Consider the following 20,861-nt stretch of genomic DNA (forward strand, 5'->3'; position numbering starts at 1 on the left):
TCGTGACCGCCACCCTTGTGAAAGAGGCGGGTACCCCCCCGCCGCCGGACCCCGCCGCGGAGCGTACGCGGCGGGCCCGGCGGCGGGGCCGGGCCGCCGCCCTGCTCTTCGTCCTGCCCGCTCTGCTGCTGCTCGGCGCCCTGGTCGTCTACCCGGTGCTGTACTCCCTCGGCCGCAGCTTCTTCGACGCCGCCGGCAGCAGCTTCATCGGCGTCGACAACTACACCGAGATCTTCCGCGACCCCGTCACCCTCAAAGCCCTGCGCAACACCGCGATCTGGGTCGTCGTCGCCCCGGTGATGCTCACCGCCCTCGGCCTGATCCTCGCCGTACTGGTGGAGAAGATCCGCTGGTCGACCGCCTTCAAGCTGCTGATGTTCATGCCGATGGCGGTCTCCTTCCTGGCGGCCGGCATCATCTTCCGCCTGGCCTACGACGAGGATCCCGACAAGGGCGTCCTGAACGCGGCGGTCGTCGCCGTCCACGACACCTTCTCCGGCACCTCGTCCTACCCCACCGCCCGCGCCCGTGAGGACCAGGGGCTCACCCGGGGCCAGGACGGCTCGTACACGACCGAACAGGCCGTCTCCCCGGGCAGTTCCAGCGCGCTGGGCCTGGTCGGGGTGCTGCCCCGGGACCTCCCCGAGGGCGCGGCCCCCGCCGACGGAGCCGCCGCCGCGAGCGCCGGTCCCGACGAACTGCGCGGGGTGGTCTACCTGGACTTCACCGCCGGCGGCGGCGGACAGCAGGGCCAGGTCGACGACGGGGAGAGCGGACTGCCCGGCATGACCGTGGAGGCGGTACGCGACGGCAGTACCGTCGCCAGTACCACCACCGGCGATGACGGGGCCTTCCGCTTCACCGGCCTGGACAGCGGCAGCTATCAGCTCCGGCTGCCCGAGTCCAACTTCGCCCCGGCCTACGACGGCATCTCCTGGCTCGGCCCGACCCTGGTCACCCCGGCCATCATCGGCGCCTATCTGTGGATCTGGACCGGCTTCTCCATGGTGCTGATCGGGGCCGGGCTCGCCACCCTGCCCCGGGACGCGCTGGAGGCGGCCCGGATCGACGGGGCCAGCGAGTGGCAGATCTTCCGGAAGATCACCGTGCCCCTGCTCGCGCCGACCCTGACCGTTGTCTTCGTCACCCTGGTCATCAATGTGATGAAGGTCTTCGACCTCGTCTACATCATCGCGCCGGGACCGGTGCAGGAGGACGCGACCGTGCTCGCCTCGCAGATGTGGCTGGTGTCCTTCGGCGGCGGCAACGACCAGGGCCTCGGCAGCGCGCTCGGCGTCCTGCTCCTGCTGCTGGTGATCCCGGCGATGGTCTTCAACGTCCGCCGCTTCCGAAGGAGTCAGTGATGAACGCCATCCGGCGCGTACTGGGCAGCGCCGTCGTCCAGGCGTTCCTCGTGGTCGTCGCCCTGGTCTGGATGACCCCGCTCGCCGGGCTCTTCCTGTCCTCGCTCAGGTCCGCCGAGGACACCGCCAACGGCGGCTGGTGGACCGTGTTCACCAGCCCGGGGCAGCTGTCCTTCGACAACTACTCGGCCCTGCTGGACAACTCCGGGATCACCCAGGCGTTCTTCAACACCATCCTGATCTCGGTCCCGGCGACCCTGCTGGTCGTGATCATCGCCGCACTCGCCGGATACGCCTTCGCCTGGCTGGACTTCCCGTTCCGCGACTCGGTCTTCCTGCTGGTCGTGGCGATGCTGGTGGTGCCGGTGCAGATCGGTCTGCTGCCGGTCGCCAAGCTCTTCGGCCAGCTGGGACTGTTCGGCACCATCCCGGGCGTGGTCCTCTTCCATGTCGCCTACGGACTGCCGTTCGCGGTGTTCCTGCTGCGCAACTACTTCGCGGAGATCCCGAAGGAGATGCTGGAGGCGGCCCGGATGGACGGCGGCACCGAGTGGCGGATCTTCACCCGGCTGGTGCTGCCGGTGGGCAAGCCGGCCATCGCCAGCCTCGCCATCTTCCAGTTCCTCTGGGTCTGGAACGACATGCTGGTGGCGCTGCTCTTCGCCGACACGTCCTCGCAGCCGCTGACGGTGGCGCTCCAGTCGCAGATCCGGCAGTTCGGCAGCAATATCGACGTCCTCGCCCCCGGCGCGTTCCTCTCGCTGGTGGTGCCGGTCGTGGTGTTCTTCGCCTTCCAGCGGCACTTCGTCCAGGGCGTCATGGCGGGCTCGGTCAAGTAGACCGGCCCGCGTCCCGACTCCCCGCCGGCGTCCACCTCCCATGCCGGCGCCGGCGGGGGAACGAGGGCGCCGGGCCCGTCCGAAAGCGGCGGACGGGCTCGGCGTTCCCCACAGCACCACAGCACCGAAGCACCACGGCACCAAAAGAACCACAGCATTACAGCACTTCAGAACAACAGCACTTCCGAACAACCGCACCACCGAACCACAGCACCGACCGGTAAGCGCGTCGGGCCCGTTCGAAGCGGCGGGCGGGCCCGGCGACCGTCACCGTGTGTACCGGGAGTGTCCGAAGCGGCGGACGCACCCGGAACCCGGTGACCGAGCCGGGCTCCCCGAAGCGGCGGGGGGCCCGGCATCGGTCGCATCGGAAAGGGTAGCCCCGGCGGCCCCGTACTAGGGCTTTCGCCGCCGAACCGTTGTCAAATCCGCTGTCAGGGCGAGGCCGGCGGATACAGCGCCCTCGGCAACTGCGAGGCCGCCGCGGAGTCCAGCAGCCACAGCGTGCGCGCCCGGCCCCGCGCCCCGGCCGCCGGCGCCTGGATCTCGCCCGCGCCCGACAGGGCCATGGCCGCCGCGTTCGCCTTGTCCGCACCGGCCGCCAGCAGCCACACCTCACGGGCCGCCCGGATCGCCGGCAGGGTCAGCGAGACCCGCACCGGCGGCGGCTTGGGCGCCCCGTGCACACCGACCACCGTGCGGTCCGTCTCCCGCACCGCGGGCAGCTCGGGAAACAGGGAGGCCACATGCGTATCCGGCCCGACACCCAGCAGCAGGACGTCGAACGAGGGCACCGCGCCATGGTTCTCCGGCCCCGAGGCCGCCGCCAGCTCCGCCGCGTAGGCAGCCGCCGCCGCGTCCACGTCCGACCCGTACGGACCGTCCGACGCGGGCATTGGGTGCACGCGCTTCGGGTCCAGCGGCACGGAGTCGAGCAGGGCGGCGCGGGCCTGGGTGACATTGCGCTCCGGGTCACCCTCGGGCAGATAGCGCTCGTCGCCCCACCACAGGTCCAGCCGCGTCCAGTCGACCGCGTCCCGGGCGGGTGAGGAGGCGAGCGCGGCCAGCAGGCCGTTGCCGTTGCGGCCCCCGGTGAGCACCACCGACGCGGCGCCCCGGGATGCCTGGGCGTCCACGATCTTGGTGATCAGCCGGGCGGCGGCGGCCTCGGCCATCAGCTCCTTGTCGCGGTGCACGACCAGCTGAGGGGTGCTCACTTGGCCGCCGCCTTCTTGGCCGGGGTCTTCTTCGCCGGTGCCTTCTTGGCGGGCTCGGTCTGCGCCTCGGGAGCCGGGGCCTTGGGAGCCTGGGCCTCGGGAACCGCCTCAGGTTCCGCCGCCCGCGCCGCCGACGCGTTCAGCCGCTCCACCCCGAACCGCAGCGCGGACGCGTAGGTGTCGTCCGGGTCGAGCCGCCGCAGCTCCTCGGCGATCAGCTCGGCCGTCTCCCGGCGCTTCAGCGCCACCGCCCGGTCCGGCTGCCCGTCGATCGACAGGGTGGCCAGCGAACCGTCCGCCCGGTCCAGCACGATCGGCCCGCAGTCGGTCTGCATCCGTACGGCGGTCAGCCCCGGCCCACCCGACAGCGAGCGCTTCACGGGCACGTCCAGCCGGTCCGCGAGCCACATCGCCAGCAGCTCGCAGCTGGGGTTGAACTCCTCGCCCTCGACCTCCACACCGGTGACCTCGCACACCACCTGGTCCAGGGCCGCCGCCAGCATCGAGCGCCAGGGCGTGATCCGGGTCCAGGACAGATCGGTGTCACCGGGGGTGTAGGTCCCGGCCCGCTCGGTCAGCTCGCGGACCGGCTGCTCGGCCGCGTAGGTGTCGGTGACCCGGCGCTGGGCGAGGGCGCCCAGCGGATCGCTGGCCGGGTCGAGCGGGGCGCCCGCCGGCCACCACACGACCACCGGGGCGTCGGGCAGCAGCAGCGGCAGCACCACCGACTGGGCGTGGTCGCCGACCTCGCCGTACAGCCGGAGCACCACGGTCTCGCCGGTGCCCGCGTCCGCGCCGACCCGTACCTCGGCGTCCAGCTTGGACTGGGTGCGCTCGCGCGGGGTGCGGGCGTGCCGCTTGATCACCACCAGCTTGCGCGAGGGGTGCTCGCGGGAGGCGTCGTTCGCGGCGCGCTGGGCGTCGTAGGCGTTCTCCTCGTCGGTGACGATGACGAGGGTGAGGACCATGCCGACGGCGGGGGTGCCGACCGCGCGGCGGCCCTGCACCAGCGCCTTGTTGACCTTGCTGGCCGTGGTGTCGGTGAGGTCTATCTTCATGGCCGGCGCCAGCTCCGTCCGTCTCGTTCGAGCATCTCGTCCGCCTCGATGGGGCCCCAGGTGCCCGAGGGGTACTGCGCGGGCCTGCCGCTCGCGTCCCAGTACTCCTCGATCGGGTCGAGGATCTTCCAGGACAGCTCGACCTCCTCGGTGCGGGGGAAGAGGTTGGAGTCGCCGAGCAGCACATCCAGGATCAGCCGCTCGTACGCCTCCGGGCTGGACTCCGTGAAGGACTCGCCGTACGCGAAGTCCATGGAGACGTCCCGGATCTCCATCGAGGTGCCCGGCACCTTGGAGCCGAAGCGGACGGTGACGCCCTCGTCGGGCTGGACCCGGATGACGATGGCGTTCTGCCCGAGTTCCTCGGTGGCGGTGGTGTCGAAGGGGGAGTGCGGGGCGCGCTGGAAGACCACCGCGATCTCGGTGACCCGGCGGCCCAGCCGCTTGCCGGTGCGCAGATAGAAGGGGACGCCCGCCCAGCGGCGGTTGTCGATCTCCAGCTTCACCGCGGCGTAGGTGTCGGTGGTGGAGGAGGCGTCGATGCCGTCCTCCTCCAGATAGCCGACGGCCTTCTCGCCGCCCTGCCAGCCCGCCGCGTACTGGGCGCGCACGGTGTCCCGGCCGAGGTCGCGGGGGAGCCGGACCGCGCCGAGCACCTTGGTCTTCTCGGCGGCCAGCGCGTCCGCGCCGAAGGAGGCGGGCTCCTCCATCGCGGTGAGCGCGAGCAGTTGGAGGAGGTGGTTCTGGATGACATCGCGGGCGGCGCCGATGCCGTCGTAGTAGCCGGCCCGGCCGCCGATGCCGATGTCCTCGGCCATGGTGATCTGGACATGGTCCACGAAGGACCGGTTCCAGATCGGTTCGAACATGGTGTTGGCGAAGCGCAGCGCCAGGATGTTCTGGACGGTCTCCTTGCCCAGATAGTGATCGATCCGGAACACCTGGTCCGGGGCGAACACCTCATGGACGACCTTGTTCAGCTGCTCGGCCGAGGCCAGATCGTGGCCGAACGGCTTCTCGATCACCGCACGGCGCCAGGAGCCGTTCGTCTGGTCGGCCAGCTGGTGCTTCTTCAGCTGCTGGATGACCACCGGGAAGGAGCGGGGCGGCACCGAGAGATAGAAGGCGAAGTTGCCGCCCGTGCCCTGGGCCTTGTCCAGCTCGTCGATGGTGTCGCGGAGCCGCTCGAACGCCTCGTCGTCGTCGAAGGTGCCCTGGACGAAGCGCATCCCCTGGATGAGCTGCTGCCAGACCTCCTCCCGGAACGGGGTGCGGGCGTGCTCCTTGACGGCGTCGTGGACCTCCTGCGCGAAGTCCTCGTTCTGCCACTCGCGGCGGGCGAACCCGACCAGCGAGAAGCCCGGCGGCAGCAGACCCCGGTTCGCGAGGTCGTACACCGCGGGCATCAGCTTCTTCCGGGACAAATCGCCCGTGACGCCAAAGATCACCAGGCCCGACGGCCCCGCGATACGCGGGAGCCGTCGGTCGGCGGGGTCACGAAGCGGGTTCGCTCCGCTACCGGTAACCGGGGACAAGGTGTCAGCCCTCCGAAGGGGCGAGGCGCTTGAGTACCGCCTCGGTCGAGGCCAGCAGATCGTTCCAGGACGCCTCGAACTTCTCGACGCCCTCGTCCTCCAGCACCTGGACCACATCGTCGTACGCGATCCCGAGCTTCTCGACCGCGTCCAGTTCGGCGCGCGCCTGCTCATAGGTCCCGGCGATGGTGTTCCCGGTGATCACACCGTGGTCCGCGGTGGCGTCCAGGGTGGCCTCCGGCATGGTGTTCACCGTGTTCGGGGCCACCAGCTCGTCCACGTACAGGGTGTCCTTGTACGCCGGGTCCTTGACCCCGGTCGACGCCCACAGCGGACGCTGCTTGTTCGCGCCCGCCTTGGCCAGCGCCGCCCAGCGGTCGGTGCCGAACACCTCCTCGTACGCCTGGTAGGCGAGGCGGGCGTTGGCGACGGCGGCCTTGCCGCGCAGCGCCCCGGCGTCATCGGTGCCCAGCGCCTCCAGGCGCTTGTCGATCTCGGTGTCCACCCGGGACACGAAGAACGAGGCCACCGAGTGGATCAGGGACAGATCCAGGCCCTTGGCCCGCGCCTGCTCCAGACCCGCCAGATAGGCGTCCATCACCTCGCGGTAGCGCTCCAGCGAGAAGATCAGCGTCACATTCACGCTGATGCCGTTGCCGATCACCTCGGTGATGGCCGGCAGGCCCGCCCTGGTCGCCGGGATCTTGATCAGCGTGTTGGGCCGGTCCACCAGCCAGGCCAGTTGCCGGGCCTCGGCGACCGTCGCCGTGGTGTGGTGGGCCAGGCGCGGGTCCACCTCGATGGAGACCCGGCCGTCCTGCCCGTTCGTCGCGTCGAACACCGGGCGGAGGATGTCGGCGGCGTCGCGGACATCCGCCGTGGTGATCATCCGCACGGCTTCCTCGACGGTCACCTTCCGGGCGGCGAGGTCCGTGAGCTGCTGCTCATAGCCGTCACCGCTGCTGATGGCCTTCTGGAAGATCGTCGGGTTGGTGGTGACCCCGACGACATGGCTCTGGTCGATCAACTCGGCCAGATTGCCGGACGTGATCCGCTTGCGCGACAGATCGTCCAGCCAGATCGCGACGCCTTCCTCGGAGAGGCGCTTCAGTGCGTCCGTCATGGAAAATGCATCTCCTACGTGTCGTTATGTCAGCGTCAGCGCCCGGCGGCGGCGTTCGATTCCCGTACGGCGGCCAGCGATTCCTTCGCCTTCTCGGCGATGTTCTCGGCCGTGAAGCCGAATTCCTTGAACAGCACCTTGCCGTCCGCGGACGCGCCGAAGTGCTCCAGCGAGACGATCCGCCCGGCGTCCCCGACGTACTTGTGCCAGGTCAGCCCGATACCCGCCTCGACGGCCACCCGCGCCCGCACCGACGCCGGCAGCACACCGGCCCGGTAGGCCGCGTCCTGCTCCTCGAACCACTCCACCGACGGCATCGACACCACCCGCGTCGCCACCCCGTCGGCCTCCAGCGCCTCCCGCGCCTCGACGGCGAGATGCACCTCGGAGCCGGTCGCGATCAGGATCACCTCGGGCGTGCCCGAACCCGCCTCGGCCAGGATGTAACCGCCGCGCGCCGCGTCCTCGTTGTGCGGGTAGACCGGCACCCCCTGCCGGGTCAGGGCCAGCCCGTGCGGGGCGCCCTTGCCGAACTCCTTGGTGTACCGGCGCAGGATCTCCCGCCAGGCGAGCGCCGTCTCATTGGCGTCGGCCGGGCGGACGATGTTCAGCCCCGGGATGGCCCGCAGCGCCGCCAGATGCTCCACCGGCTGGTGGGTCGGACCGTCCTCGCCGAGCCCGATCGAGTCGTGCGTCCACACGAACGTCACCGGCAGATGCATCAGCGCCGACAGCCGCACCGCGTTGCGCATGTAGTCGGAGAACACCAGGAATGTGCCGCCGTAGATCCGCGTGTTGCCGTGCAGCGCGATGCCGTTCATCTCCGCGCCCATCGAGTGCTCGCGGATACCGAAGTGGATCGTACGGCCGTACGGGTCGGCCTCCGGCAGCGGATTGCCCGCCGGGAGGAACGACGACGTCTTGTCGATGGTGGTGTTGTTCGAGCCCGCCAGGTCGGCCGAGCCGCCCCACAGCTCCGGGATCACCGCGCCGAGCGCCTGGAGCACCTTGCCGGACGCGGCCCGGGTGGCGACCCCCTTGCCCGCCTCGAAGACCGGGATCTTCTGCTCCCAGCCGGTCGGCAGCTCACCGGCGGCGATCCGGTCGAACTCGGCCGCCCGCGCCGGGTTGTTGTCCCGCCACTCCTGGAACGACTTCTCCCACTCGGCGCGCGCCTGGCGCCCCCGCTCCACCGCGCCCCGGGTGTGGGTGATCACGGTGTCGGAGACCTCGAAGCTCTGCTCCGGGTCGAAGCCGAGGACCCGCTTGGTGGCCGCGACCTCCTCGTCGCCCAGCGCCGAGCCGTGCGCGGCCTCGGTGTTCTGGGCGTGCGGGGCGGGCCAGGCGATGATCGAGCGCATCGCGATGAACGACGGCCGGTCCGTCACCAGCTTCGCGGCCTCGATCGCGTTGTAGATCGCGTGCGGGTCCAGGTCCCCGTCCGGCTTGGGCGCGACCCGCTGGACATGCCAGCCGTACGCCTCGTACCGCTTCACCGTGTCCTCGGAGACCGCGGTCTCGGTGTCGCCCTCGATCGAGATGTGGTTGTCGTCCCACAGCAGGACCAGATTGCCGAGCTTCTGGTGCCCGGCCATCGAGGACGCCTCGGCGGAGATGCCCTCCTGGAGGCAGCCGTCGCCGGCGATGCAGTAGATGAAGTGGTCGAAGGGCGACTCGCCCTCGGCGGCCTCCGGGTCGAACAGCCCCCGCTCGTAGCGCGCGGCCATCGCCATGCCCACCGCGTTGGCGACGCCCTGGCCCAGCGGCCCGGTCGTGGTCTCCACCCCGGTGGTGTGCCCGTACTCGGGGTGCCCCGGGGTCTTCGAGCCCCAGGTGCGGAACGCCTTCAGATCATCCAGCTCCAGACCGAAACCGGCCAGGTACAGCTGGGTGTAGAGGGTCAGCGACGAGTGTCCGGCGGACAGCACGAAGCGGTCCCGCCCGACCCAGTCGGCGTCCGCCGGGTCGTGCCGCATCACCTTCTGGAAGAGGGTGTAGGCGGCGGGCGCGAGGCTCATGGCCGTACCGGGATGGCCGTTACCGACCTTCTGTACGGCGTCGGCGGCCAGGACACGGGCCGTGTCGACGGCCCGCTGGTCCACATCGGTCCAGTCGAGGTCTGTGGTGGTCGGCTTGGTGCTCACCCTGAGTCAGGGCTCCTCTCCACATGTCACACATGTCGCATGCCGGTGCATCGGGCACCCGGCCGCTGTCGAGCCTACCCTCGTGCGTACCGGCCTTTTCCGCCTCGTTTCCAGACTGCCGGGACTTCCCGCGATCCGCCTCCCGGCCGCGCCGGGCGCACTCCCGGCACCTGAATACGGCCCCGCTCGTCCGTGCACTCAACGGAGCGGACCCCGGCTCACCCGGCACCCCCGCCGAGCCGTCCGGGGGCACCCTCGGACACGACCCCACCCCCGCGAATGTCCGGGTCTGGGCAACGTCTACAGTGCAGTGGTACGCGCGAGCCTTTACCGGGACTTCACACGGGGAGGCTTGCTGGGATGTCTCTGTCAGGGGTGTGCGTGACGGCCGTTGAATCCCGTCCTGCGGGGGTTGTCGGGGCCAGCCGGGGCCCGCGTCACCGGCCGTTCGGGGCCCGTGTCATGGCGTTCGTGGCGCTGACCAAGCCGCGGATCATCGAGCTGCTGCTGATCACCACCGTTCCGGTGATGTTCCTGGCGGAGCGGGGTGTGCCCGATCTGACGCTGGTGCTGCTCACCTGCGTCGGCGGCTATCTCTCCGCGGGCGGCGCCAACGCCCTCAACATGTACATCGACCGCGACATCGACGCGCTGATGGACCGCACCTCGCAGCGCCCCCTGGTCACCGGCATGGTCAGCCCCCGCGAGTGCCTCGCCTTCGGCATCACCCTCGCCATCGGCTCCACCCTGCTCTTCGGCTACACCGTCAACTGGCTCTCCGCCTGGCTCTCCCTCGGCGCCCTGCTCTTCTACGTCGTCGTCTACACGATGATCCTCAAGCGCCGCACCTCGCAGAACATCGTCTGGGGCGGCATCGCCGGCTGTATGCCGGTGCTGATCGGCTGGACGGCCGTCACCAACTCCCTGACCTGGGCCCCGCTCATCCTCTTCCTGGTCATCTTCTTCTGGACCCCGCCGCACTACTGGCCGCTGTCCATGAAGGTGAAGGAGGACTACGCGCGGGTGGGCGTGCCCATGCTCCCGGTGATCGCCTCCAACAAGACGGTCGCCAGGCAGATCGTCCTCTACAGCTGGGTCATGGTCGCGGTCTCGCTGCTGCTGACCCCGCTCGGCTACACCGGCTGGTTCTACACGACGGTCGCGCTGGCCGCCGGCGGCTGGTGGCTGTGGGAGGCGCACGCCCTCCAGAACCGCGCCAAGGCCGAGGTCACGGGCGGGAAGCTGAAGGAGATGCGGCTCTTCCACTGGTCGATCACCTATGTGTCGCTGCTGTTCGTGGCCGTCGCGGTGGACCCCTTCCTGCGCTGAGGCCGGGCACCGGGGACGGCTCTGCTGAGGCGAGGGTCACGTACCCGCCACCGGTACCCGTCGGTAGCATCCTGACCATGGCAGACGCAGACGCAGACACCCCGCAGGGGGACGAGAAGACCGACGCCAGGGCCGCCGCCCGCGCCGAGCGCAGGGCCGCCCGGCTGAGCAGGCAGATCGGCGCCTTCGCCGGCAAGCACGGCGGCGCCGAGGGCCAGATCGCGTACCTCGGTGAACGCGGTGCCCGGATCGTCCTGGTCGGCGAGGACGGCACCTGGGGCGATCTGGTCGCCCCCACCCGTGCCGTCGCCGAGCGGGCGGTCGCCGCGTCCGGCATCACCGTCCACGAGTCCTTCGACGGCGAGTTCGCCGCCAAGGTGCGGACCGGCCCCTACGAGTGGAAGCGCATGGCCGGAATCCAGGTGGGAAACGGCTGAGCATCGTTCGCTCCTCCGTCAGGTGCGCGCCCCGGGCATTCCGGCCGGACCACCGCGCCCGGCAACACCTGAACCCCACCCCACCCGTTAGGACGGTCACAGGGACAGTCCACGACGGGGGAGCAGCGGGATGATCGAGACACCGGCTCTGGTGGACCAGCACTGCCACGGAGTGCTCCGCACGGAGCTGGGGCTCGGCACCTTCGAGGCCCGGCTCGCCCGCACCGAGGGCTCGCCCGCCCCCGGCACCACCCTCTTCGACACCCAGACCGGCTTCGCGGTCCGCCGCTGGTGCCCCCCGCTGCTGGGCCTGGAACCGCACAGCCCACCCGCCCGCTATCTCGCCCGCCGCCGCGAACTCGGCGTCCTGGAGTCCGGCCGCCGGCTGCTGCGCGGCAGCGGCATCACCACCTACCTCGTCGACACCGGACTGCCCGGCGACCTCACCTGCCCCGCCGAACTGGCGTCGGCCGCCGACGCCGAGGCCCGTGAGATCGTCCCGCTGGAACTCCTCGCCGAACAGGTCGCCGACACCTCCGGCACCGTCGCGTCGTTTCTCGCCAACCTCGCCGAGTCGGTGCACGCCGCCGCCGCCCACGCCGTCGCCTTCGCCTCCGTCGCCGGGCTGCGGCACGGACTCGCCCTCGCGCCCGAGCCGCCCGGCCCCGGTGAGGTGCGCGGCGCGGCGGGGCGCTGGCTGGCCGGGCGCCGGGCGGGCGGTGCACTGGACGACCCGGTGCTGCTGCGCCATCTGCTGTGGATCGCCGTCGCCTCCGGCCTGCCCCTGCAACTGCACGCCGGGCTGAGCGAGCCCGGCGCCCGCGTCGACCGGGCGGACCCGCTGCTGCTGACCGGCTTCGTCCGGGCCACCGCCGGGCTCGGCACCGATCTGATCCTGCTGCACGGCTACCCCTACCACCGCCAGGCGGCCCATCTGGCGGGCGTCTTCCCCCATGTGTACGCCGACTCCGGGGCCGCCCTGCTGCGCACCGGCGCCCGTGCCGCGGGCGTGCTCGCCGAGATCCTGGAGCTGGCCCCGTTCGGGAAGATCCTGTTCTCCAGTGGGGCGGGCGGGCTGCCCGAACTGCATGTGGTCGGGGCGCGGTTGTTCCGGGAGGCGCTCGGCCGGGTGCTCGGCGCCTGGGTGAGCGAGGGGGCGTGGTCGCCGGGCGACGCCCATCGGGTGGCCGCGCTGATCGCGGCGGGCAACGCGCGGCGGGTGTACGGGCTGGACTGAGCCGACCAGACTGGGCGCATGCCGACCCAAGAACCTCTCCCGCCCGCGACCCGCGCCCTGCTCGACCGTTTCGTCACCGCGCTGGCCCCGCTCGGCCCGGTCGCGGTGTGGGCGCACGGCTCACTGGCCGGCGGCGACTACCAGGAGGGCCGCAGCGACCTCGATCTGATCGCCGTGCTGCCCCGGACGCCCGCCCCGCGCACCCTCTGGCGGCTGGCCCTGCTGCACGCCCGGCTGCGCACCGCCCCGCTCGCCCCCCTGCTGCACTGCACCTATCTCACCCCGGCGACGACGCGGGACACCACCCGGCGGCACCTCACCTGGGCGCACCAGGAGCTGCTGCGCCGCCCGGTCACCCCGGTCACCCGGCGTGAGCTGCACGCCTTCGGCCGGGTCCTGCACGGGCCGCCCCCGGCGGACCTGCTCCCGCCGGTCCCGGACCCGGAACTCACCGCGTTCGTGGTCGGTGACCAGCGGGACTACTGGCGCCCCAAGGTGGACCGCGCGGATCTGTGGACGCGGGACGTCTGGGTGGACCACGCCCTGATCACCCTGGCCCGCGCCACCGTGACCGCGCGGGACGGCCGGCTGATCTCCAAGGGCGAGGCCCTCGCCCTGCTGCCCGGCCTCGGCGCCCCCGCGGAGGTGGTCGAGGACATCAGGGCCCGCCGCTACGACGGCCCCCGCCCGGCCCCGGCCCCCGGCTGGACCGCCCGCCGCGCCGAGCTGACCCGGACCTACCTGGGCCCGGCCATCGACGCGCTGGTGGCCTCGTACGCCTGATCGGCCGGAGCCGGGACACCGGCGTCGGTGTCGGTATCGGCGTCGATGTCGGTGTCGGTCGCCGGGCGCTCGCGCAGGGAGAGCAGGACCCGCAGGGTGGCGATCCACACCAGGCACGAGCCGAACATATGGGCGCCGACCAGGACCTCGGGCAGATCGGTGAAGTACTGGACATAGCCGATGACGCCCTGGGCGAGCAGGATCAGGAACAGGTCCCGGGTCCGGTCCAGGGGGCCCTTGGGGGCGTCCACCGCTTTGAGGACGAACCACAGGGCGAAGGTCAGCGTCACCACGATCCAGGCCAGCACCGAGTGCAGCCGGGTGACGTCCTCCCAGGGGACGTCCATCCGGGGCACCTCGCTGGAGTCCCCGGCGTGCGGACCGGCGCCGGTGACGACCGTGCCGACGGCGATCAGCAGGACCGTCACCCCGACCAGCACCCAGACCAGCTGGCGCACCACCGCGCCGACCAGCGGACGCGGAACGCCGTCGCCCTCGTGGGTGCGCTGCCACATCACCGTGGCGACCGCGATCAGCGCCGAGGACAGCAGGAAGTGCAGGGCGACGGTGTACGGGTTGAGGCCGACGAGGACGACGATCCCGCCGAGCACCGCGTTGCCCATGACCACCCAGAACTGGGCCCAGCCGAGCCGGGTCAGCTCACGCCGGTGGGGCTTCTCGGCGCGGGCGGCGATGATGGCCCAGCCGACCGCCGCGCACAGCACATAGGTCAGCAGCCGGTTGCCGAACTCGATGACCCCGTGCAGCCCCATCTCCCGGGTCGCGGTCAGCGAGTCGTCGGTGCACTTGGGCCAGGTCGGGCAGCCGAGGCCGGAACCGGTGAGCCGGACGGCCCCGCCGGTGACGACGATGACCACCGCCATGACGAGGGCGGCGAGCGCGGCCCGGCGCACCGTGCGCGGGGTGGGGGTCCAGCGCGCGGCGATGAGGGCGAGGGGGTTGCGCACGGCGGCTCGGGCGTCCGCACGGGTCAGCTTTGGCACGGGCCCATCGTAGAAGGCGGCTTGTGCACACGTTCACGAGGGGCCCGGTTCGCTCCCGGCGCGGCTACTCCCAGCGGAAGAAACGCCCGGCGGCGGCCAGTCCGACGACCGCCCACACCGCGAGGACCGCCAGGTTGCCCCAGGGCATCCCGGCCCCGTGCTGGAGGACGTCCCGCAGGCCGTCGGAGAGGGCGGAGATCGGCAGCAGCCCGAGCAGGTCCTGAGCGGCGTCCGGGAACCGGTCCAGCGGGACGATCACCCCGCCGCCGACCAGCAGCAGCAGAAAGACCAGATTGGCGGCGGCGAGCGTGGCCTCCGCCTTGAGCGTGCCCGCCATCAGCAGCCCGAGCCCGGAGAACGCGGCGGTGCCCAGCACCAGCAGCAGGAGCACGGCGAGCGGGTTCCCCTGCGGCGACCAGCCGAGCGCGAGGGCGATCGCCGTCACCAGCAGCACCTGGAGCACCTCGGTGACCAGCACGGCGAGGGTCTTGGCGGTCATCAGCCCCCAGCGCGGCAGCGGCGAGGACGCCAGCCGCTTGAGCACGCCGTAGCGCCGCTCGAAGCCGGTGGCGATGGCCTGCCCGGTGAACGCGGTGGACAGCACGGCCAGCGCGAGGATCCCGGGCGCGAGGAAGTCGACGGACTCGCCCGCGCCGGTGTCGACGATGTCGACGGTGGAGAACAGGACCAGCAGCAGCGTCGGGATGATCACCGTCAGCAGCAACTGCTCCCCGTTGCGCAGCAGCATCCGGGTCTCCAGCGCCGCCTGGGCCGCGATCATGCGGGTCAGCGGCGCGGCACCGGGCCGGGGGGCGTACGTACCGGTGGCGCTCATGCGCGCAGCTCCTTGCCGGTCAGTTCGAGGCTGTGCTGTCCCGGGGAGCGACCCCCGGACCCCCGGCAGGTGCCGGTGTCGGCCGGGATCATGCGCGCAGCTCCTTGCCGGTCAGTTCCAGAAAGACATCTTCGAGGGTGTGGCGTTCCACCGAGAGGCGGTCCGGCAGGACTCCGTGCTGGGCGCACCAGGAGGTGACCGTGGCCAGGAGCTGCGGGTCGATCGTGCCGGTGACGCGGTAGGAGCCCGGGGTCAGTTCGACCGCGGCGGCGTCGGCGGGGAGGGCCTTGAGGAGGGAGGCGACATCGAGTCCGGGGCGGCCGGTGAAGCGCAGGGTGTTCTCGGCGCCGCCCCGGCACAGTTCCTCGGGGCTGCCCTGGGCGACGACCCGTCCGCTGTCGATGATGGCGACATCGTCGGCGAGCTGCTCGGCCTCGTCCATGTGGTGGGTGGTGAGGATCACGGAGACGCCGTCGGCGCGCAGATCGCGGATCAGGTCCCAGGTGGCGCGGCGGGCCTGCGGGTCGAGTCCGGCGCCGGGCTCGTCGAGGAAGACCAGCTCGGGGCGGCCCACGACGGCCATGGCGAGGGCGAGGCGCTGCTGCTGGCCGCCGGACAGCCGCCGGTAGGCGGTCCGGCCGCAGGAGCCGAGGCCGAGCCGCTCGATCAGGGCGTCCACATCCAGCGGGTGGGCGTGCAGCCGGGCCACATGGCGCAGCATCTCGCCCGCGCGGGCGCCGGAGTAGACCCCGCCGCTCTGGAGCATCACGCCGATGCGGGGGCGCAGCGCGCGGGAGTCGCGGAGCGGGTCGAGGCCGAGGACGCGGACGGTCCCGGAGTCGGGCCTGCGGTAGCCCTCGCAGATCTCGACCGTAGTGGTCTTCCCGGCGCCGTTGGGACCGAGCACGGCGGTCACCCCGGTACGGGCCACCAGGGAGAGGCGGTCCACCGCGGTCCTGTCGCCGTACCGCTTCACCAAGGCGTCGACCTGGACCACGGGCTCACTTCGCATGGGTCCAGAGTCTAGGTTCGCCCCGGGCGCCCCGGACCGGCGGGTGCGGGAAGTCCGGGAGCGCCGGGGGGAGCGCGCCGGGCGCACCGCTCAGCCGGGTCCCTCCAGAGGGACGTCCCCTACCCGGGGGCGGTGGGTGGCGAGCCAGGTCTCGGCGTAGGCCACCGCGTCCGCGACCGGGAAGAGCCGGGTGGGGGCGGCGCCGACCGCGCCCCGGACGACCGGGCGGTCCCGTTCGAAGTCATGGCCGAGTTCGTCGAAGCGTTCCGCGCTGATGGAGACCTCGGTGACCTCCTCCCAGCCGCCGGGGGAGGGGCGGCCGACCCGGGTGAGGGGGGCGGGGACGCGGTACTCGGCGAGATGGAAGGCGGTGCAGGAGTCGTAGCCGACGCCGAGCAGCAGAACGCGGGCGCCGAGCGCCTCCAGCCGGGCCAGCGGGCTCCGCTCGCCGAGGCGGCAGTCGGTGGCGTGGCCGTCGGTGACCTGGGCGGCGCGGGGGCCGACGGCGGCGAAGGAGGTCTGGGGGTGGGCGCTGCGCAGGGCGCCGGGCCAGTTCCGTACGGTCTCCGGGATCACGCCGACGCCCCGGGTGGGGGTGACGGCGGGGTCGTAGGGCGGCATGGTGGCGCGGATGGTGTCCCACCAGGCGCGCGGGACCGGGGGCTCGGCCCACAGGGCGGGGTCGGAGAGGTCGCCGGTCTGGGTGGGGACCACCAGGGTGCCGCGCGGGCCGAGGGCGTCCAGCAGGGCCTGGACGACGGTGACCGGGCCGCCGCTGACCCAGCCGAGGGAGCGGAGCGAGGAGTGCACCAGCAGGGTCTCGCCGCTGAGCACCCCGGCCTCGCGCAGCTGTGCGGCGGCTGTGGCGCGGGTGACAAGAGGGCCGGTCGGAGGGGGTGTGGAGGCATCTGGCATGGTTCGGCAGTCTCCTCGACGGGCCCGCCCGGCGCCACCGCTTCGACCTGTGATCTGATCGATCAAAGATCGTTTCCGCAGGTCATCTTAGGTATACCTAAGTGACGCAGTGCACCGCTCACCCGTACGGACGCGGCTTGTCAGTCTCCGAGGAATTACGCAACAATGGCGTTGTGAAAAACGTCGGTGAGGCTCCGCAGGAGGAACTCGCGACCGGTGAGCGGTCCACCCGCAACCGGGTCGCCCGCTCCATCCTGCAGCACGGCCCTTCCACCGTCGCCGAGCTGGCCCAGCGCCTCGGCCTCACCCAGGCCGCGGTCCGCCGCCATCTCGACGCCCTGCTCGCCGACGATGTCGTCGCCGCCCGTGAGCAGCGGGTCTACGGCGCCCGGACGCGCGGCCGGCCCGCCAAGGTGTTCGCCCTGACGGACTGCGGGCGGGACGCCTTCGACCAGTCCTACGACCAGCTCGCGGCCGACGCCCTGAACTGGATCGCCGAGCAGCACGGCGGCAGCGAGGCGGTCGCCGCGTTCGCCCGTGCCCGGATCGCCGCCCTCGCCGACGCCTACCGCGCCGCGGTCGAGGCGGCCGGCCCCGAGGAGCGCACCGAAGCCCTGGCCAAGGCCCTGAGCGCGGACGGGTACGCTGCTACCGCGCGCAGCGCGCCCCAGCCCCAGCAGGGCGAGCAGCTCTGCCAGCACCACTGCCCGGTCGCCCATGTCGCCGAGCGGTTCCCGCAGCTGTGCGAGGCCGAGACGGAGCTGTTCGCCGAACTGCTCGGCACCCATGTGCAGCGGCTGGCCACCATCGCCCACGGCGACGGTGTGTGCACGACGTTCATCCCGAGGATCCCGAAGGCCCCGAAGTCCTCGGCACCCTCGAAGATCTCCGCGACCTCTACCACCGCTACCACCGCTACCACCCACGCATCCACCAGCACGGCCGGGAGGAACCCCGCATGACTCTCCCCACGGAGACCGCCCACCCCGAACTCGAAGGGCTGGGTACGTACGAATACGGCTGGGCCGACTCCGACGAGGCCGGTGCCGCGGCGAAGCGCGGTCTGAGCGAGGCCGTCGTCCGCGACATCTCCGGGAAGAAGTCGGAGCCGGAGTGGATGACCAAGCTCCGCCTCAAGGGCCTCAGGCTCTTCGAGAAGAAGCCCATGCCGAACTGGGGCTCCGACCTCTCCGGCATCGACTTCGACAACATCAAGTACTTCGTGCGCTCCACGGAGAAGCAGGCGGAGTCCTGGGAGGACCTGCCCGAGGACATCAAGAACACCTACGACAAGCTGGGCATCCCCGAGGCCGAGAAGCAGCGCCTGGTCGCCGGTGTCGCCGCCCAGTACGAGTCGGAGGTCGTCTACCACCAGATCCGCGAGGACCTGGAGGAGCAGGGCGTCATCTTCCTGGACACCGACACCGCGCTCAAGGAGCACCCGGAGCTGTTCAAGGAGTACTTCGGCACGGTCATCCCGGTCGGCGACAACAAGTTCGCCTCGCTGAACACCGCGGTGTGGTCCGGCGGCTCCTTCATCTACGTCCCGCCGGGCGTCCATGTCGAGATCCCGCTCCAGGCGTACTTCCGGATCAACACCGAGAACATGGGCCAGTTCGAGCGGACCCTGATCATCGTCGACGAGGGCGCCTATGTGCACTACGTCGAGGGCTGCACGGCGCCGATCTACAAGTCGGACTCCCTGCACAGCGCGGTCGTCGAGATCATCGTCAAGAAGAACGCCCGCTGCCGCTACACGACCATCCAGAACTGGTCGAACAACGTCTACAACCTGGTCACCAAGCGTGCCGTCGCCTACGAGGGCGCGACCATGGAGTGGGTCGACGGCAACATCGGCTCCAAGGTGACGATGAAGTACCCGGCCGTCTACCTCATGGGCGAGCACGCCAAGGGCGAGACCCTGTCCATCGCCTTCGCCGGCGAGGGCCAGCACCAGGACGCCGGCGCCAAGATGGTCCACATGGCCCCGAACACCTCGTCCAACATCGTGTCGAAGTCGGTGGCCCGCGGCGGTGGCCGGACCTCCTACCGCGGTCTGATCGAGATCGGCGAGGGTGCCCCCGGCGCCAAGTCCAATGTGCTGTGCGACGCGCTGCTGGTGGACACCATCTCCCGCTCCGACACCTACCCCTATGTCGACGTCCGCGAGGACGACGTCTCCATGGGCCATGAGGCGACCGTCTCCAAGGTCTCCGAGGACCAGCTCTTCTATCTGATGAGCCGCGGTCTGACCGAGTTCGAGGCGATGGCGATGATCGTGCGCGGCTTCGTCGAGCCGATCGCCAAGGAACTGCCCATGGAGTACGCGCTGGAGCTGAACCGGCTGATCGAGCTCCAGATGGAAGGCGCGGTCGGCTAGCACCGCCCGCCGTCCCACCCGGTTCCGTCAGCAGGCGGCCCGCCTCCCGGGGCGGGCCGAAGATCGTCATCGTATGCGTCATCGACGTTCATCGTCATCGTCGTAAGGAAGAGAGCAGATCGACAGCCATGGCTGAGGCTCAGAGTATTCCGGTGGGTTCCACCACCGCCGGCTCGATCGCGGTGGCCGCGGAGTCGACCGTCGCCACCCGGATGAGCGCCCCCCCGTCCTTCGACGTGGCCGACTTCCCCGTGCCCCACGGCCGGGAGGAGGAGTGGCGGTTCACCCCGCTGGAGCGCCTGCGCGGGCTGCACGACGGCACCGCCACCGCCACCGGCACCGGAGTGAAGGTCGCCGTCGAGGCCCCCGAGGGCGTCACCGTCGAGACCGTCGGCCGCGACGACGCCCGGCTCGGCCGGGCCGGCACCCCCGTCGACCGGGTCGCCGCCCAGGCGTACTCCGCCTTCGAGCAGGCCGGGGTCGTCACGGTCCCCAAGGACACCCGGCTCGCCGAGCCGATCCGGATCACCGTGCACGGCGAGGGCGGCACCGCCTACGCCCACCAGGTGATCGAGCTGGGCGCCTTCGCCGAGGCCCTGGTCGTCATCGACCACACCGGGGACGCGGTGCTCGCCGCCAACGTCGAGTACGTCCTCGGCGACGGGGCCAAGCTCACCGTGGTCTCCGTCCAGGACTGGGACGACAAGGCCGTGTACGTGGCCCAGCACAACGCCCTCGTCGGCCGGGACGCCACCTTCAAGTCCGTGGTCGTCACCTTCGGCGGCGATGTCGTCCGGCTGCACCCCCGGGTCGCCTACGCCGGTACCGGCGGCGAGGCCGAGCTGCTCGGCCTGTACTTCACCGACGCCGGCCAGCACCAGGAGCACCGCCTGCTGGTCGACCACAACGTCCCGCACTGCAAGTCCAACGTGGTCTACAAGGGCGCCCTCCAGGGCGAGCGGGCCCACGCGGTGTGGATCGGCGATGTCCTGATCGAGGCCAAGGCCGAGGGCACCGACACCTATGAGATGAACCGCAACCTGGTCCTCACGGACGGCGCCCGCGTCGACTCGGTGCCCAACCTGGAGATCGAGACCGGCGAGATCGTCGGCGCCGGGCACGCCTCCGCCACCGGCCGCTTCGACGACGAGCAGCTCTTCTATCTGATGGCCCGCGGCATCCCCGAGATCGACGCCCGCCGGCTGGTCGTACGCGGCTTCTTCGCCGAACTCGTCCAGCAGATCGGCATCCCGGATGTCGAGGAGCGGCTCATCGCCCGGATCGACCAGGAGCTGGAGGCAGCGGTCGCATGACGGCCTTCGTCCGTGTCTGCGCGCTCAGCGAGCTGGCCGAGGACACCCCCAAGCGGGTGGAACTCGACGGCACGCCGGTGGCCCTGGTGCACACCGAGGGCGAGGTGTTCGCCATCAACGACATCTGCTCGCACGCGAATGTCTCGCTGTCCGAGGGCGAGGTGGAGGACTGCGCCATCGAGTGCTGGCTGCACGGCTCCACCTTCGACCTGCGCACCGGCAAGCCGTCCGGCCTCCCGGCCACGCGCCCCGTACCCGTTTACCCCGTAAAGATCGAAGGGGGCAGCGTCCTTGTCGACGTACACGCCTCCCTCACCCAGGAGTCCTGAGGCAACC

Annotated in this window: 19 protein-coding genes; 10 read left to right on the forward strand and 9 right to left on the reverse strand. The window is 71.3% G+C overall.

The features are described 5' to 3' along the window. Positions 1-2 precede the first annotated feature (2 nt). Together ABZX40_RS12945 and ABZX40_RS12950 are read left to right on the forward strand one after the other, a co-directional pair. Complete coding sequence (locus tag ABZX40_RS12945; protein WP_355734591.1) at positions 3-1,364, forward strand: ABC transporter permease subunit; 1,362 nt, start codon at positions 3-5, stop codon at positions 1,362-1,364. Beyond that, positions 1,364-2,203 carry a carbohydrate ABC transporter permease gene (locus tag ABZX40_RS12950; RefSeq protein WP_355734593.1) on the forward strand — a complete coding sequence of 280 codons (840 nt, stop codon included), beginning with the start codon at positions 1,364-1,366 and terminating at the stop codon, positions 2,201-2,203. The genes ABZX40_RS12945 and ABZX40_RS12950 overlap by 1 nt, the downstream gene beginning before the upstream one ends. Before the next feature lie 434 nt (positions 2,204-2,637). Here the strand turns inward: ABZX40_RS12950 and pgl are convergent, their stop codons facing one another. Genes pgl through tkt form a run of 5 tightly spaced genes read right to left on the reverse strand, consistent with a single transcriptional unit; the run spans position 2,638 to position 9,280 of the window. Next, positions 2,638-3,420, reverse strand: a complete 783-nt coding sequence (pgl, locus tag ABZX40_RS12955; RefSeq protein WP_355734595.1) for a 6-phosphogluconolactonase — start codon at positions 3,418-3,420, stop codon at positions 2,638-2,640. After that, entirely contained in the window at positions 3,417-4,478 is a 1,062-nt protein-coding gene (gene opcA / locus ABZX40_RS12960; protein WP_355734598.1) for a glucose-6-phosphate dehydrogenase assembly protein OpcA, read from the reverse strand. Before opcA ends, pgl begins: the two co-directional genes overlap by 4 nt. Further along, the gene (zwf, locus tag ABZX40_RS12965) at positions 4,475-6,013 is read right to left on the reverse strand and encodes a glucose-6-phosphate dehydrogenase (protein WP_355734601.1); all 1,539 of its coding nucleotides are present in this window, start codon (positions 6,011-6,013) and stop codon (positions 4,475-4,477) included. The genes opcA and zwf overlap by 4 nt, the downstream gene beginning before the upstream one ends. A gap of 4 nt (positions 6,014-6,017) precedes the next feature. Next, on the reverse strand, positions 6,018-7,136 hold the full coding sequence (gene tal / locus ABZX40_RS12970) for a transaldolase (protein ID WP_355734604.1): 1,119 nt from the start codon (positions 7,134-7,136) through the stop codon (positions 6,018-6,020). A 35-nt stretch (positions 7,137-7,171) separates the two neighbouring features. Next, positions 7,172-9,280, reverse strand: a complete 2,109-nt coding sequence (gene tkt, locus ABZX40_RS12975) for a transketolase (protein ID WP_355734607.1) — start codon at positions 9,278-9,280, stop codon at positions 7,172-7,174. Positions 9,281-9,655: 375 nt separating this feature from the next. Between tkt and ABZX40_RS12980 the strand changes: the two genes are divergently transcribed. The 4 genes from ABZX40_RS12980 to ABZX40_RS12995 all read left to right on the forward strand — a co-directional run bounded on the left by ABZX40_RS12980 (position 9,656) and on the right by ABZX40_RS12995 (position 13,066). Further along, a complete protein-coding gene (locus ABZX40_RS12980) occupies positions 9,656-10,609 on the forward strand; it encodes a heme o synthase (RefSeq protein ID WP_355735317.1) in 954 nt (317 codons plus the stop codon). 77 nt (positions 10,610-10,686) lie between these two features. Beyond that, positions 10,687-11,046, forward strand: coding sequence for a hypothetical protein (locus ABZX40_RS12985; RefSeq protein WP_355734610.1), 360 nt, complete (start codon positions 10,687-10,689; stop codon positions 11,044-11,046). Between the two features lie 130 nt (positions 11,047-11,176). Then, a complete protein-coding gene (locus ABZX40_RS12990) occupies positions 11,177-12,283 on the forward strand; it encodes an amidohydrolase family protein (RefSeq protein ID WP_355734613.1) in 1,107 nt (368 codons plus the stop codon). A gap of 18 nt (positions 12,284-12,301) precedes the next feature. After that, positions 12,302-13,066 carry a nucleotidyltransferase domain-containing protein gene (locus ABZX40_RS12995; RefSeq protein ID WP_355734616.1) on the forward strand — a complete coding sequence of 255 codons (765 nt, stop codon included), beginning with the start codon at positions 12,302-12,304 and terminating at the stop codon, positions 13,064-13,066. Here the strand turns inward: ABZX40_RS12995 and ABZX40_RS13000 are convergent. The 4 genes from ABZX40_RS13000 to ABZX40_RS13015 all read right to left on the reverse strand — a co-directional run bounded on the left by ABZX40_RS13000 (position 13,021) and on the right by ABZX40_RS13015 (position 16,832). Beyond that, positions 13,021-14,061, reverse strand: a complete 1,041-nt coding sequence (locus ABZX40_RS13000) for a COX15/CtaA family protein (protein WP_355735320.1) — start codon at positions 14,059-14,061, stop codon at positions 13,021-13,023. The two genes, ABZX40_RS12995 and ABZX40_RS13000, sit on opposite strands and share 46 nt — an antisense overlap. A 73-nt stretch (positions 14,062-14,134) precedes the next feature. Next, positions 14,135-14,905, reverse strand: a complete 771-nt coding sequence (locus ABZX40_RS13005) for an ABC transporter permease (RefSeq protein ID WP_355734619.1) — start codon at positions 14,903-14,905, stop codon at positions 14,135-14,137. An 88-nt stretch (positions 14,906-14,993) separates the two neighbouring features. Next, a complete protein-coding gene (locus tag ABZX40_RS13010) occupies positions 14,994-15,917 on the reverse strand; it encodes an ABC transporter ATP-binding protein (RefSeq protein ID WP_355734622.1) in 924 nt (307 codons plus the stop codon). Positions 15,918-16,007: 90 nt separating this feature from the next. Next, the gene (locus ABZX40_RS13015) at positions 16,008-16,832 is read right to left on the reverse strand and encodes an AAC(3) family N-acetyltransferase (RefSeq protein ID WP_355734625.1); all 825 of its coding nucleotides are present in this window, start codon (positions 16,830-16,832) and stop codon (positions 16,008-16,010) included. A 173-nt stretch (positions 16,833-17,005) separates the two neighbouring features. Between ABZX40_RS13015 and ABZX40_RS13020 the strand changes: the two genes are divergently transcribed. From ABZX40_RS13020 to ABZX40_RS13035, 4 genes are all read left to right on the forward strand, one after another. Further along, positions 17,006-17,794: an ArsR family transcriptional regulator gene (locus ABZX40_RS13020; RefSeq protein WP_355734628.1), complete on the forward strand. Its 789-nt coding sequence runs from the start codon at positions 17,006-17,008 to the stop codon at positions 17,792-17,794. Further along, positions 17,791-19,212, forward strand: a complete 1,422-nt coding sequence (gene sufB, locus ABZX40_RS13025; RefSeq protein WP_355734631.1) for a Fe-S cluster assembly protein SufB — start codon at positions 17,791-17,793, stop codon at positions 19,210-19,212. Before ABZX40_RS13020 ends, sufB begins: the two co-directional genes overlap by 4 nt. 128 nt (positions 19,213-19,340) lie before the next feature. Then, positions 19,341-20,525, forward strand: coding sequence for a Fe-S cluster assembly protein SufD (sufD, locus tag ABZX40_RS13030; RefSeq protein WP_355734634.1), 1,185 nt, complete (start codon positions 19,341-19,343; stop codon positions 20,523-20,525). Next, positions 20,522-20,854, forward strand: coding sequence for a bifunctional 3-phenylpropionate/cinnamic acid dioxygenase ferredoxin subunit (locus ABZX40_RS13035; RefSeq protein ID WP_355734636.1), 333 nt, complete (start codon positions 20,522-20,524; stop codon positions 20,852-20,854). Before sufD ends, ABZX40_RS13035 begins: the two co-directional genes overlap by 4 nt. The last annotated feature ends 7 nt before the right edge of the window (positions 20,855-20,861 follow it).

Source organism: Streptomyces sp. NPDC004610 (assembly GCF_040609715.1).
Lineage (GTDB): Bacteria > Actinomycetota > Actinomycetes > Streptomycetales > Streptomycetaceae > Streptomyces.

Excerpts from the sequence above, each read along its gene's own strand:
- tal (WP_355734604.1), bottom strand. The coding sequence starts at position 7,136 with ATGACGGACGCACTGAAGCGCCTCTCCGAGGAAGGCGTCGCGATCTGG.
- sufD (WP_355734634.1), top strand. The coding sequence starts at position 19,341 with ATGGCTGAGGCTCAGAGTATTCCGGTGGGTTCCACCACCGCCGGCTCG.
- ABZX40_RS12950 (WP_355734593.1), top strand. The coding sequence starts at position 1,364 with ATGAACGCCATCCGGCGCGTACTGGGCAGCGCCGTCGTCCAGGCGTTC.
- ABZX40_RS12995 (WP_355734616.1), top strand. The coding sequence starts at position 12,302 with ATGCCGACCCAAGAACCTCTCCCGCCCGCGACCCGCGCCCTGCTCGAC.
- ABZX40_RS13010 (WP_355734622.1), bottom strand. The coding sequence starts at position 15,917 with ATGCGAAGTGAGCCCGTGGTCCAGGTCGACGCCTTGGTGAAGCGGTAC.
- ABZX40_RS13005 (WP_355734619.1), bottom strand. The coding sequence starts at position 14,905 with ATGAGCGCCACCGGTACGTACGCCCCCCGGCCCGGTGCCGCGCCGCTG.
- ABZX40_RS13015 (WP_355734625.1), bottom strand. The coding sequence starts at position 16,832 with ATGCCAGATGCCTCCACACCCCCTCCGACCGGCCCTCTTGTCACCCGC.
- ABZX40_RS12985 (WP_355734610.1), top strand. The coding sequence starts at position 10,687 with ATGGCAGACGCAGACGCAGACACCCCGCAGGGGGACGAGAAGACCGAC.
- sufB (WP_355734631.1), top strand. The coding sequence starts at position 17,791 with ATGACTCTCCCCACGGAGACCGCCCACCCCGAACTCGAAGGGCTGGGT.
- ABZX40_RS13035 (WP_355734636.1), top strand. The coding sequence starts at position 20,522 with ATGACGGCCTTCGTCCGTGTCTGCGCGCTCAGCGAGCTGGCCGAGGAC.
- ABZX40_RS12990 (WP_355734613.1), top strand. The coding sequence starts at position 11,177 with ATGATCGAGACACCGGCTCTGGTGGACCAGCACTGCCACGGAGTGCTC.
- opcA (WP_355734598.1), bottom strand. The coding sequence starts at position 4,478 with ATGAAGATAGACCTCACCGACACCACGGCCAGCAAGGTCAACAAGGCG.